The organism is Deltaproteobacteria bacterium GWC2_65_14 (genome assembly GCA_001797615.1).
Classification (GTDB): Bacteria; Desulfobacterota; Deferrimicrobia; order Deferrimicrobiales; family Deferrimicrobiaceae; genus GWC2-65-14.
On the sequence record MGPV01000033.1, the window covers coordinates 1 to 10,903 of the forward strand.

Sequence of the window (10,903 nt, forward strand, 5' to 3'; positions counted from 1 at the left end):
ACGCGAGCAAGTACGCCGTCGAGGCGATCACCGATTCCCTGCGGTACGAGGCGGGGCCTTTCGGGATCCGGGTCCACTCCGTGATGCCGGGCCTCTTCGGAACCCGCTTCGTGTCGAAGGGGTTGGTGGCGAACCCGGCGACCGTCTCCCCGGCGTCGCCGTACGTCGCGCTGGCCGCGAAGCTCATCCCCGTGGTGGCGAAGAAGATCAACGAGGGGCCGGGCCCCGTGGCGGTCGCGGAGGCGGTCTTCCGCGTGATCGAGGATGCCGTTTCCCCGATCCGTACCCCGGTGGGTGTCGAGGCGGAGACGTTCGTCCCGATGGCGAAACAGCTGTCGGACGAGGCGTTCGAGGCGAAGGTGAAGGAGATCTTCGGGCTGTAGGGCCGCGCCCTGAACCGCTTGCCGCGGGGAGGAAAATCACACCGAAGTCCGCACGGACTGCAAACCCCGTGCAAACAAAGGCCGTTTTGGGGGTGAAAAGGGGGACTCACAGGGTTCCCTCTTTTCATAATTTACCCACGACTGACTTATGAAGATGATAGTTTTCCCGTTTTATAAACCTTCTTTAGTGAAGAAGTCCCACCGCCTGGAGGCGCAGGGGGGGGATTTCGGTTTTCAGATATAATCTGATCCGAATCCATTCCCCAAGGGGGTGCCCCATGCTCCGCTCGTATCGGGAGATTCTTGTCCTCGGCATTCTGGCGGCGATGATCCTCATCCCTGCGATCCTCGCGATCGCAGCGGAATCCGCGGGAAAAGCGGTCTCACCGATCTTCGGAATCGCGGTTCCCGATGGGTATCGCGACTGGACACTGATCGCCGCGTCCCACCGAACGGACAACAAGGACGAGTTGAGGGCGATCCTCGGGAACCCGGCCGCCGCGAAGGCTCTGAGGGAAGGGACGCTTCCGCTCCCCGACGGCGCCATGCTCGCGAAGCTAGCGTGGAAGCGCGAACCGATGCCCGAATTCCAGGGCGCGTTCAAGCCCGGCGCTCCGCCGCGGATCGAGTTCATGGTGAAGAACTCGAAGAAGTACGCATCGACAGGCGGCTGGGGCTTCGCCCGCTTCATCGATGGGAAGCCGGCCAGTGAAGCCGATCACAAAACGTGCTTTCCGTGCCACGATGCCCTCGTGAAGGGACACGACTTCGTCTTCACGAGGTTCGCGCCTTAACCCGTATTCACGCCGGGCTACGTTGCGAGGGGGTGGAGACGGACGGAGGGGGTGTCCCCCGGGATCGAAATCCCATCAAGTTCCAAGAGAACCTCTTCGGTATGCTCCCCCAGGGAGGGAGGAGGCGGATTGAACTGCAAACCCCGTGCAAACAAGCACCGTTTTCGAGGTCTGGAAGGGGTTTTTCGGATACCCTGTTGACGCCGGAAACCCCTTGCAGTATGATGACTTTCCTCTCGTGCGCGCCCTTAGCTCAGCTGGATAGAGCACTTGACTACGAATCAAGTGGCCAGAGGTTCGAATCCTCTAGGGCTCGCCACTTTTTTTCATCCGGCTTGCAGGGATGGGGCTAGGCTGTCTCGATCCTACGCAGGATCGTCCCGACCTCCGGGCGGTCCGCCGGGCCATTCCCGACATGGTGCAGGGCGACGATCCCGGCCGGATCGATGAGCACATCCCCGCCGCGCTGGAAGATGTCCCCTTCCGCCTTCCGCAGCTTCCCGCCCCGGAGGATTTCCTTCAGGTACGCCCACCAGGTTTTCGGTCCCCAGATATCCCATGGGGAAGCGGAGAGCATCCCGTAGTTCCGGTAGGTATCCCGGGTGTCGTCGACCAGAAGCGGCCAGGCCAGGGAGGTTTCCTCGACGTAGCTTCGGGCCAGGAAATCGTGCTCGAAGGTGACCACCACGATGCTCACGTGGCGCCTGCGGAACCGCTCCTCGTGATCACGCAACCGCGTGATGTGCCCCCGGCAGGGCAGTCAGCCCAGGTGCCGGTGAAACACCATCAGCAGCCAGCCGCCGCGGTAGTCCTCGAGACGGTGCTGCCGGCCCCCGCTGTCCGGCAGCTGGAAGGGCACGGCCGGTTTTCCCGTCAGGTCGCCCATGGTGGTCTCTCCTCTCGAGGCCCTCTTCTCAGCGAAGCAGGTGAAGGTTGCCCAGGTGGACGTTCGACAGTCCCGCATCGCGTGCGGCCGTTAGACACCGGACCGCGTGACTCTGCGGCGTCCGGGGCAGGTCGAAGAGCTGGAAGGCGGGATGGAAGGCGAGCAGGCTGTAGGGGATTGCAGGGTCCAGGGACGCGATGAAGGCTGCGATATCCCCGACTTCCCGCTCGTCCACGTAGCCGGGGACCAGGAGGGTACTTGCCACCAGGGGAGGCGGGACCGGCCTTTCCGGAATCCGCTTCGCGGCGCGGGCGAAGTTCTCGAGGGTCCGGCGGTTCGAGTTTCCCGTCAGGGCGAGGTGCAGGGTTTCGTCCGCCGCCTTCAGGTCGAACTTCACGCATCCTCCCGATGCGACGGATAGGTCCATCATCCCGTCGAGAAGTACCGGGTGCATCGTCCCGTTGGTCTCCCAGCAGATTCTCAGGATCCTCCCAAGATTCCGCTCACGGGCGAGATGGGCGGCACGCAGGGAGAAGGGAAGCTGGGGGGCGGGATCCCCGCCGAAGAAGCAGATGCAGGAGGTCCGTGCGTCCACGGCCCCCGCAAGCGCCTCCACCGGGATGTCGGCATCTTTGAGCGATTCGAGCCGGTACTGCCAGTTCTGGCAGAAGAGGCAGTTCAGGGAGCAGGCGTGAAAGAAGACGGCGAGGTTGCGGTGTCCCCCCTCCGGTCCCGGACAATGGGCGAACTCCGGGTGTCCCGCGCCCGTCCCCCCGGCGCAGACCCAGTCGGCCACGCAGTTCGTGGGGAGCGGATCGTGGTGCCAGGAGAGCTTCCCCAGGGAGGCGTCCGCGCCTGCCGGCTTGCCGCCTTCGTTCCTGCGGACGCCGCAGTATCCCGCGCCCCCGTCGGGGATCTGGCATTCGTTGACGCACAGGGTGCACGCAACTCCGCCCGGATCCCTGGGCGGTCGTTCGGGAAGGTCGTGAAGACGGCGGTTCCCGGCATGGACTGCGGAGGTAACGGCCAGCGCCTCGCCCCGACGTTTCCGGAGGCAGGGGAGACAGACCCCGAGCTCTCCCGAGACGAAGGGGGAAGAATCGTCGCACAGCCCGCAGCGTCCCATGGCTCCTCCATCCCGGGGGACCGGATCCCCGGAAGTACAGGTTCTCAGCCGGCTCCCCCCTCCCGGGCGAGCAGCAGCGATTCCGCGGCGTCGAGCTCCCCGAGGGCCTGCCGGATCCGGTCCCGGTTGTCCCCGGCGCCCGCGACGAGCCGCTCGATCGTGGAGAGCTCGTCCGCCACGAACTCCATCGCCTGCCTGACCAGGTGGTCGATCGAGCCGTTCACGGCGTCCGCCCACTGGGAGGAGAGCCGCGAGAGGTTCTTCTCCGACTCCCACACGATCCGCTTCCGGAAGTGCCGCAGGAGCGGCCTGCGCGCCAGCGCCATCGGGATCAGGAACCAGAGCAGGTCGAGCTGCACGTCGAAGATCTTTCCCACACGGACGTCGGGATGGGCGGGCTCGCGGATCGCGGCGTGGAAGCTCGCCCCCTCGAAGGAGACCCCCAGGGCCGCCACGATCCTCTCTGCGAGCCGGTCCTGGAAGGCCCGCACGGTCCGCTGCAGGCTCGCCTGCGCCGTCAGCAGGTAGGAGGAGAGGTACTCCTCGCCGCGGCCCGACAGCTCCATCAGTTCCCGCTCCAGCGATTCCCGGAGCCACTCCTGGAACCGGCGCGTCGTGTCGGCGAAGTTCCCTCTCCACTCCCCGGACTGCCGCTCCAGGGCGAGGCGGAGACGCTCCGCGAGATCTCCCCGGTGCTCGAGGTACTTCTCCCCGGAGGTGGTGCGCACCCGGCTCTTGAGCTCCCGGGCGAGGACCGCCGTTTCGGACCGGATCGCCCCCATCTCCTCCTTCTCCTGCCGCAGGACCCGCGCAAGCTCCTCCCGGGCCATCCCGGCCGACTCCGCCGCCGCCTCCGCCAGGCGGAGGTAGGAGCGGCACTCCGTAAGCAGGGTGCGCGCCTTGTGCCGCATGATCCCGTGGAACCGCTCCTCCCGGCCCGCGACGATCCGCTGCCGCAGGAAGGAGAGGACCTCGGCGCGCAGGCCGGAGTGGGATGGATGAATGGAGAAGGGGAGGATCGGGAGTTCCCGGCCGGTCTGCTGCGCGATCTGCAGCCGGGTGAACTCCGCGACCGAGTCGAGCTCGCTCTGCGTCACCAGGTCGGCCTTCGTGAGCAGGATCGCCGCCTCGGGGGTATGGCGGAAGACCTCGGAGAGGAGCGACAGGTCCTGGCTGGAGAACGGGTGGTTCACGCTCACCGCCACCAGCGCTCCCCCCACGTGCGGCAGCCAGTCCATCGAGGCCTGCGTGTTGTGCGAGAAGATGCTCCCCAGCCCCGGGGTGTCGACGAAGCGGATCCCGTCGAAGGAGGAAAGCGACGCCAGCTCCACCTCCACGAGCGACACCTGCTTCCGGTTCTCGGGATTTTCCTTCTCGGTGACGAACTCGGGAAGCCGGGAGATCGCGATCTCCTCGTCCTTCCCCGAAAGACGCCGCACGACCGCGCGGTCCGCCGCCCCGAACCCGATCCGCGTGACCACCGAGGTCGCCGGCAGCACGTGGACCGGGACGACTTCCCGATCCAGGAGGCTGTTGAGGAAGGAGCTTTTCCCCGCCTTGAACTGGCCGAGGACGGCGATGTCCACGACGCCGCCGCTTTCCAGTCCTTCCGCGAGGGCCGCGATCCGGGGCCCCAGCGAAGCGATCCGGAAATCTCCGCAGATCGTCTGGATCGTTTCACGGCAGCGGTGCAGCGGCATCCCGGGCCTTCCCCTCCTCCATCCCCATTCTGCGCGATGCGGAGGCAAAAAAAACCCTGCGAAGGACAGCCATCGCAGGAGTCATCAGCCCGCCTCCCGGCGGACGGTTCCGGGTGAACCCCATCACCCCGATCTTCCTGGGGATATCTTGCATGCCCGTTCCCGGGTTGTCAACGGAGCGCCCCGCGCCTTGCCGGATCCCGGGCGCCGGCAGGTCGTTGTCGCATCGGGGGAGGGGATGGTTGTATACTGACCGCATGTCCAGGGGCGCTTCGGCCGGCAAGACCCGGCGGATCTACCGGGTGACCTTCCTGAACCAGGGAAGCGTCTACGAGCTCTACGCCCGCAAGGTGAGCCAGGGGGAACTCTACACCTTCGTCGAGGTGGAGGAGATCCTCTTCGGGGAGCGGGGCGGCGTCCTGGTGGATCCTTCCGAGGAGCGGCTCAAGTCCGAGTTCGCCGGCGTCAGGAGGACCTACATCCCGCTGCAGTCGGTCGTGCGGATCGACGAGGTGGAGAAGGAAGGGGTGAGCAAAATTCTCCCGGCGCCCGGCGCCCAGGGGAACGTCGCCCCCTTCCCGGTGCCGATGTCGCCGCCCGGAGGCAAGCCGGTCAAGGGCTGATCCGGGGGGCGCCCCCCCGGCGCCTGCTCCACCGCCCGGGCCGTGTTCAGAATCATCGCGTCCGGTCTCCGAGCCGGAAGAGGGCGGCGAGGGTTTTCCCGTCGGTGACCGCACCGCCGGTGGCCATCCGGCGGACCTCCTCGAGAGGAATCCGCACCGTCGCGATTTCCTCGAACTTCTCCGGGGCCGCCGTCCCCTGGGAGATCCCCGTGGCGAGGAAGAGGTGGATCACCTCGTCGAGGACCCCGGGGGAGGGATGGAGGATCCCGAGGGGGGCAAGGTGTTTCGCGCGAAGCCCCGTCTCCTCGGAGAGCTCCCGCCTGCCGCAGGCTTCCGGGTCCTCGCCGGGGGCGAGGCGCCCCGCCGGAATTTCCAGAAGCTCCGATTCGACCGCGGGGCGCAGCTGCCGGATCAGCGACACCGTGCCGTCGTCGTGAAGAGGAAGCACCGCGACCCCGCCGGGGTGGCGCGCCACCTGGAACCGGTGCCACCCCTTCTCACCGATCCGCACCTCCATCTGCTCGATGTCCAGCACCAGCCCCTGGAACAGGATCCGCCGATTCCTCGTCTCCATGCCGCCGCCTTTCCGCAGTTGTCCCCTGCCGGGAAGAAACTCAACCTCTCCGACGCTCTCCGCCGGGACGCCTCCTCTCCTGCATCCAGCGGACCGCTTTCGTGAGCAGGATGCGGGGGGAGAACCGGAAGGCCAGAACCAGGATCCGGTTTCGGAGGCCCGGGATGACCAACCGCTTTCCCTTGCGGAAACCGTCGTACCCGGCCTTGGCGACTGCTCCGGAGTCCATGACGTTTTTCCGAAGCAAGGGGATGTGCCCCTCCATCCGGGCTGCCGCCTGGAATCCGGTCGGCGTGGGACCGGGGCAGAGGGCGGTCACTGTCACCCCCGTCCCCCGGAGTTCCTCCGCGACGGCCTCCGAGAAGGAGAGAAGAAACGCCTTGGTCGCGTAGTAGACCGCCATATAGGGCCCCGGCTGGAAGGCCGCCATGGAGGCGACGTTCAGGACCCCGCCCGTTCCCTTCCGGACCATCCCCGGAAGGAGCAGGTTCGCCAGGTGGACCGGAACGGAAACATTCACCCGGATCATGTCCAGCAGGATGCCCGGATCGGAACCCTGGAAGTTCCCGTACAGGCCGAATCCCGCGTTGTTGACGAGAACGTCCACATCGAGAGATCGGGAACGGAGCATGCCGAAGATCTTCTCCGGAGCTTCGGGGACGGACAGGTCGATCGGTAGGCAATGGACGGACGTTCCGTACAGAGCACGGACCTCGCTCGCTACGCCTTCGAGCGGGTCTCCTCTCCGGGCCACCAGTACGAGGTTGTACCCCCCCCGCGCGAACAGTTTCGCCAGTTCCAGCCCGATCCCCCCGGAGGCCCCCGTGATCAGGGCCGTCGGGGATGCGTGGTCGGGAGGCCTTTCCGCCATGCCCGCCTCCTGTCCTGGGATTCTATCCAGGGAGAGGGAGAACCATCCCTCGTGTGGGATGATATCATCGGGGTGAAGAAAGTTCCGTACCGCATGAAAATACACGGATATGGAGGATTCCGTGATTCGAGCGCCGACCCGGGACGAGGCCTGGAGGATCCTGACGGAACATGTGAAAAGCGAAAGTTTGAGGTGCCACGCGCTGGCGGTGGAGGCGGTGATGCGCCACGCGGCGCGCAGGCGCGGGGAGGACGAGGAGGCCTGGGGGGTGATCGGGCTGATCCACGACCTCGACTACGAGAGGTTTCCGGGCGAGCACCTCTCCCGGGCGCCGGAGATCCTGCGGGGCCACGGGTGGCCGGAGGAGTATATCCGCGCGGTCCTCTCCCACGGGCACGGGATCGTGACCGACGTGGAGCCCCGCTCCGACCTGGAGAAGACGCTGTATGCCGTGGACGAGCTGACCGGGCTGGTGGCCGCGGCGGCGCTGGTCCGGCCGTCGAAAAGCGTCCTCGACCTGCCGGTGAAAAGCGTTTTGAAAAAGTGGAAGGACAAGGCCTTCGCCGCGGGGGTCGACCGGTCGGTCGTCGAAAAGGGGGCCGCGATGCTCGGGGTGGAGCTCTCCGCGCTGATCGCCGACACGATCGAGGGGATGCGGACGGTGGCCGCGGAGATCGGGCTGAAGGGGAATCCGGGATGAGCCTCGGGAATCCCGGGGCGTTCGACGTCGTGGGGATCGGCCTGAACGCGATCGACTATCTCTGCAGCCTCCCCCGATATCCCGTCCCTGGGGAAAAGCTCCGGATGACCGGCTTCACCCGCCAGGGTGGGGGGCAGGTCGCCACCGCCCTGGTGGCGCTATCGCGATGGGGGCTGCGGACGAAGTATGTCGGGAACGTGGGGGACGACGAGCATGGCCGCGTTTCATTGTCCCTCCTGCGCGACGAGGGGATCGAGCTCTCCCACGCCCGCGTCGTTCCCGGAGCCTCCTCGCAGTTCGCGGTGATCCTGGTCCAGGACGGCTCCGGCGAGCGGACGATCCTGTGGGAGCGGGACGCGCGGATCCGGATCCGGCCGGAGGATCTCCCGGTCGGCGGGATCCGGGGGGCCCGGGCGATCCTGCTGGACGGGCACGACGTCCCCGCTTCCGTCGCAGCGGCCCGTGAGGCCCGGGAGGCCGGCGTTCCGGTCGTCCTCGACGCGGAGAAGGTCCAGGAGGGAACCCTCGAGCTTCTCCCGCTGTGCGACCACATCGTCGCCGCCTCCGGGTTCGTGCGGCAGCTTGCGCCGGAGCGGGAGCCGCGGGAGGGGGCGAAGGCGATCTTCGACCGGTTCTCCCCGCGCACGGCCGTGGTGACGCTCGGAGACCGGGGCGCCGTCGGGTTCGACGGCGGGACGCTCCTCCACGCCCCCGCGATCCGGGTGAAGGCGGCCGATACCACCGGGGCGGGCGACATCTTCCACGCGGGATTTCTCTTCGCGCTGCTTTCGGGGAAGCCGTTCCCGGAGGTCCTCGCGTTCAGCAACGCGGCGGCGGGGCTTTCCTGCAGGAAGATGGGCGGCCGGGCGGCGATCCCCTCCCTCGAGGAAATCGCGGAGGCCATCGGGCGCGGGAGCAAAGACCCGGCCGCGTGAAACCGGATCCCACGCCGGGGGATCGAAGGATAAACCCGCCAGCTGGAGGTGCCGCATGAAGAAACTCTTTCCCGCAATGCTTGCGATCCTGTTCTCCGTGTCCGTCCATGCGGGGGAAAATGGCCTGGTGACCATAAAGAGCCGTCATTCGGTCGCGGACACGATGGATCGCATGGAGGCCGTCGTGCAGTCGAAGGGGATGACGGTGTTCGCCCGCATCGACCACGGGGCCGAGGCGAAAACGGCCGGACTCTCGATGCGCCCGGCGCAGCTGCTGATCTTCGGGAATCCGAAGGGGGGAACTCCCCTGATGAACGCGTCGCCGACCGTCGCGATCGACCTGCCGCTGAAAGCGCTGGCCTGGGAGGACGGGAACGGGAAGGTCTGGCTTTCCTGCAACTCCGCCGCCTATCTTCGGGATCGGCACGGCATCCGGGGGATGGAGGATCTCCTCGGAACGCTGGAGAAGGGGCTGGACGGGATGACGCGGAAGGCGCTGGAGTAGCGACCTATCCCTGGTAGCGGTGCAGGATCAGCCCGTGGGTGGGATCGTAGGGGGAGACACCGATGGTGACCCTGTCGCCCACGATGACCCGGATCTTGAACCGCTTCAGCTTCCCGCTGAGCTTGGCGGACATCTCTATCCCGTTTTCCAGGGTGATGATGTAGTTCCCCCCGCCCCGCGTCGAGGTTACCATTCCTTCCAGCTTCGCAAGATCGTCTTTCGCCAAGGCCGTCTCCCCCGTTTTCCGCGATACCGATCACCAGAACTCTACCATGTTCCCCAGGCGAGGGAAACCGGGGCCACGATGCGAAACCGCGGTTCCGGAAGGGGGATCTAAGCCGGTAGAATGGGACCATGCCGCAGGGGATCTCGAAAGAGGCGGGCCCGGTGAAGGCGTTCAACCGGACGAAGATGCAGGTTCTCGGGACCCGCGTGCGGAAGGCGCGGACCTTCCGGGAAAGGCTGCGGGGGCTTCTCGGGACGAAGGGGCTTGCCGATGGGGAGGGGCTCTGGCTCGACCCGTGCGGAAGCGTCCACTCGTTCGGGATGGGGTACCCGATCGATGTCCTGTTCCTCGACCGCTCCGGCGAGGTGGTCGGCCTGGTGTCCTCCCTGGCCCCGAACCGTATCGTCCGCGGCGTTCCCGGCGCCGCGGGGGCGCTGGAGCTTCCCGCCGGGGTCATCGGGGCGACGAACACCGAGACCGGGGACCGGGTGGAGTTCTCCGGGCCCGGGGAGGAAGCGGCGGACCCCGGAAACCGCCCGGAGGGTAAGCGATGAGCCGGGACACCGGAAACGAGCGCCCCGCCCGCTTCGCCGAAACCCTTCGGGAGCGTGCGGAGCGGATGCTCGAGCGGCTCTCCCGGTGCGACGTCTGCCCGCGCCTCTGCCTGGTGGACCGGAAGAAGGGGGAACCGGGCGTCTGCCGCACCGGCCGGTTGGCGGAGGTGGCCTCCTACGGGCCGCACTTCGGGGAGGAGGCCCCCCTCGTGGGCTCTTCCGGGTCCGGGACCGTCTTCTTTTCCGGGTGCAATCTACGGTGCTCCTTCTGCCAGAATTTCGAGATCAGCCACCTGGGAGCGGGGGAGAAGATGCCGCCGGAGAAGCTCGCCGGCGTCTTCCTCTCGGTCCAGCGGATGGGGTGCCACAACCTGAACCTGGTCACCCCCACGCACGTCACCCCGCAGATCCTGGAGGCGCTTTCCATGGCCGTCGCCCGGGGGATGTCGCTTCCGATCGTCTACAACTGCAGCGGCTACGAGAGCGTCGAGACCCTCCGGGAGCTGGAGGGGGTGGTGGACATCTACATGCCCGACATCAAGTTCCTCTCCCGGGAGTCGGCCCAGCGGTATTGCGACGCCCCCGACTACCCGGAAGTCGTCCGCGGGGCGGTGCGGGAGATGGCGCGCCAGGTCGGCCCCCTTTCCCTGGACCGGCAGGGGGTCGCCAGGCGGGGGCTGCTGGTCCGCCACCTCGTGATGCCGGACGGCGCCTCGACGACCCGGGAGGTGATCGACTTCCTCGCGGAGGAGATCGGCGAGGACACCTACCTGAACCTGATGGACCAGTACCGCCCCTGCGGCAGGGCCCTCGAGTTTTCCGAGATCGGGCGGCGGACCTCCTCCGCGGAGTGGGTCGAGGCCAGGGACTATGCCCTCTCCAGAGGGCTGGAGCGGCTCGACGGGGTGTAGGGAACTCCCGGGGGGAGAGGATGGGAATGCCGGGGAAGGAATGGCTGGAAACGGTCTTCCGCGCCGCGGTCGCCGCGGTCGAGCCGGGGAGGCTGGTCCGGGATGCCCTGCGGGC

At 67.1% G+C, this 10,903-nt stretch carries 13 protein-coding genes, 1 tRNA gene and 1 pseudogene; 9 read left to right on the forward strand and 6 right to left on the reverse strand.

Features of this window, described 5'->3' with window-relative positions:
• The 3 genes and pseudogenes from A2X88_05190 (at nucleotide 1) to A2X88_05200 (ending at nucleotide 1,496) form a co-directional block, all read left to right on the forward strand.
• Nucleotides 1-383, forward strand: a pseudogene (locus A2X88_05190) (short-chain dehydrogenase/reductase).
• A 278-nt stretch (nucleotides 384-661) separates the two neighbouring features.
• Nucleotides 662-1,177: a cytochrome C oxidase subunit III gene (locus tag A2X88_05195; protein OGP34279.1), complete on the forward strand. Its 516-nt coding sequence runs from the start codon at nucleotides 662-664 to the stop codon at nucleotides 1,175-1,177.
• A gap of 242 nt (nucleotides 1,178-1,419) precedes the next feature.
• Nucleotides 1,420-1,496: transfer RNA gene (locus A2X88_05200), tRNA-Arg, on the forward strand.
• 30 nt (nucleotides 1,497-1,526) lie between these two features.
• Here A2X88_05200 and A2X88_05205 read toward each other — a convergent pair.
• The 3 genes from A2X88_05205 to A2X88_05215 form a co-directional block, all read right to left on the reverse strand.
• Nucleotides 1,527-1,874 (reverse strand): hypothetical protein, encoded by a 348-nt coding sequence (locus A2X88_05205; protein OGP34280.1) that lies wholly within the window; start codon nucleotides 1,872-1,874, stop codon nucleotides 1,527-1,529.
• 217 nt (nucleotides 1,875-2,091) lie between these two features.
• A complete protein-coding gene (locus A2X88_05210; GenBank protein ID OGP34281.1) occupies nucleotides 2,092-3,189 on the reverse strand; it encodes a pyruvate formate lyase-activating protein in 1,098 nt (365 codons plus the stop codon).
• 44 nt (nucleotides 3,190-3,233) lie between these two features.
• Nucleotides 3,234-4,889, reverse strand: coding sequence for a hypothetical protein (locus A2X88_05215; protein OGP34282.1), 1,656 nt, complete (start codon nucleotides 4,887-4,889; stop codon nucleotides 3,234-3,236).
• Between the two features lie 257 nt (nucleotides 4,890-5,146).
• Here A2X88_05215 and A2X88_05220 point away from each other — a divergent pair, with 257 nt between their 5' ends.
• Entirely contained in the window at nucleotides 5,147-5,512 is a 366-nt protein-coding gene (locus A2X88_05220; GenBank protein ID OGP34283.1) for a hypothetical protein, read from the forward strand.
• A 52-nt stretch (nucleotides 5,513-5,564) separates the two neighbouring features.
• Here the strand turns inward: A2X88_05220 and A2X88_05225 are convergent, their stop codons facing one another.
• Together A2X88_05225 and A2X88_05230 are read right to left on the reverse strand one after the other, a co-directional pair.
• On the reverse strand, nucleotides 5,565-6,086 hold the full coding sequence (locus tag A2X88_05225) for a DNA mismatch repair protein MutT (GenBank protein ID OGP34284.1): 522 nt from the start codon (nucleotides 6,084-6,086) through the stop codon (nucleotides 5,565-5,567).
• Between the two features lie 40 nt (nucleotides 6,087-6,126).
• Nucleotides 6,127-6,957: a hypothetical protein gene (locus A2X88_05230; GenBank protein ID OGP34285.1), complete on the reverse strand. Its 831-nt coding sequence runs from the start codon at nucleotides 6,955-6,957 to the stop codon at nucleotides 6,127-6,129.
• Nucleotides 6,958-7,066: 109 nt separating this feature from the next.
• Here A2X88_05230 and A2X88_05235 point away from each other — a divergent pair, with 109 nt between their 5' ends.
• Genes A2X88_05235 through A2X88_05245 form a run of 3 tightly spaced genes read left to right on the forward strand, consistent with a single transcriptional unit; the run spans nucleotide 7,067 to nucleotide 9,097 of the window.
• On the forward strand, nucleotides 7,067-7,657 hold the full coding sequence (locus A2X88_05235) for a hydrolase (GenBank protein ID OGP34286.1): 591 nt from the start codon (nucleotides 7,067-7,069) through the stop codon (nucleotides 7,655-7,657).
• Nucleotides 7,654-8,592 (forward strand): hypothetical protein, encoded by a 939-nt coding sequence (locus A2X88_05240; GenBank protein ID OGP34287.1) that lies wholly within the window; start codon nucleotides 7,654-7,656, stop codon nucleotides 8,590-8,592. Before A2X88_05235 ends, A2X88_05240 begins: the two co-directional genes overlap by 4 nt.
• A gap of 55 nt (nucleotides 8,593-8,647) precedes the next feature.
• Nucleotides 8,648-9,097 (forward strand): hypothetical protein, encoded by a 450-nt coding sequence (locus A2X88_05245; protein ID OGP34288.1) that lies wholly within the window; start codon nucleotides 8,648-8,650, stop codon nucleotides 9,095-9,097.
• Between the two features lie 4 nt (nucleotides 9,098-9,101).
• Here A2X88_05245 and A2X88_05250 read toward each other — a convergent pair whose 3' ends face one another.
• Nucleotides 9,102-9,323 (reverse strand): translation initiation factor IF-1, encoded by a 222-nt coding sequence (locus A2X88_05250; GenBank protein ID OGP34289.1) that lies wholly within the window; start codon nucleotides 9,321-9,323, stop codon nucleotides 9,102-9,104.
• Between the two features lie 128 nt (nucleotides 9,324-9,451).
• Here A2X88_05250 and A2X88_05255 point away from each other — a divergent pair, with 128 nt between their 5' ends.
• Together A2X88_05255 and A2X88_05260 are read left to right on the forward strand one after the other, a co-directional pair.
• Complete coding sequence (locus A2X88_05255; protein ID OGP34290.1) at nucleotides 9,452-9,877, forward strand: hypothetical protein; 426 nt, start codon at nucleotides 9,452-9,454, stop codon at nucleotides 9,875-9,877.
• On the forward strand, nucleotides 9,874-10,788 hold the full coding sequence (locus tag A2X88_05260) for a radical SAM protein (GenBank protein OGP34291.1): 915 nt from the start codon (nucleotides 9,874-9,876) through the stop codon (nucleotides 10,786-10,788). Before A2X88_05255 ends, A2X88_05260 begins: the two co-directional genes overlap by 4 nt.
• Nucleotides 10,789-10,903 lie beyond the last annotated feature (115 nt).

Bases quoted from the DNA above. Each gene is read 5' to 3' on its own strand.
- A2X88_05245 (OGP34288.1), top strand. From the start codon at position 8,648: ATGAAGAAACTCTTTCCCGCAATGCTTGCGATCCTGTTCTCCGTGTCC.
- A2X88_05225 (OGP34284.1), bottom strand. From the start codon at position 6,086: ATGGAGACGAGGAATCGGCGGATCCTGTTCCAGGGGCTGGTGCTGGAC.
- A2X88_05230 (OGP34285.1), bottom strand. From the start codon at position 6,957: ATGGCGGAAAGGCCTCCCGACCACGCATCCCCGACGGCCCTGATCACG.
- A2X88_05255 (OGP34290.1), top strand. From the start codon at position 9,452: ATGCCGCAGGGGATCTCGAAAGAGGCGGGCCCGGTGAAGGCGTTCAAC.
- A2X88_05235 (OGP34286.1), top strand. From the start codon at position 7,067: ATGGAGGATTCCGTGATTCGAGCGCCGACCCGGGACGAGGCCTGGAGG.
- A2X88_05215 (OGP34282.1), bottom strand. From the start codon at position 4,889: ATGCCGCTGCACCGCTGCCGTGAAACGATCCAGACGATCTGCGGAGAT.
- A2X88_05240 (OGP34287.1), top strand. From the start codon at position 7,654: ATGAGCCTCGGGAATCCCGGGGCGTTCGACGTCGTGGGGATCGGCCTG.
- A2X88_05195 (OGP34279.1), top strand. From the start codon at position 662: ATGCTCCGCTCGTATCGGGAGATTCTTGTCCTCGGCATTCTGGCGGCG.
- A2X88_05260 (OGP34291.1), top strand. From the start codon at position 9,874: ATGAGCCGGGACACCGGAAACGAGCGCCCCGCCCGCTTCGCCGAAACC.
- A2X88_05220 (OGP34283.1), top strand. From the start codon at position 5,147: ATGTCCAGGGGCGCTTCGGCCGGCAAGACCCGGCGGATCTACCGGGTG.
- A2X88_05210 (OGP34281.1), bottom strand. From the start codon at position 3,189: ATGGGACGCTGCGGGCTGTGCGACGATTCTTCCCCCTTCGTCTCGGGA.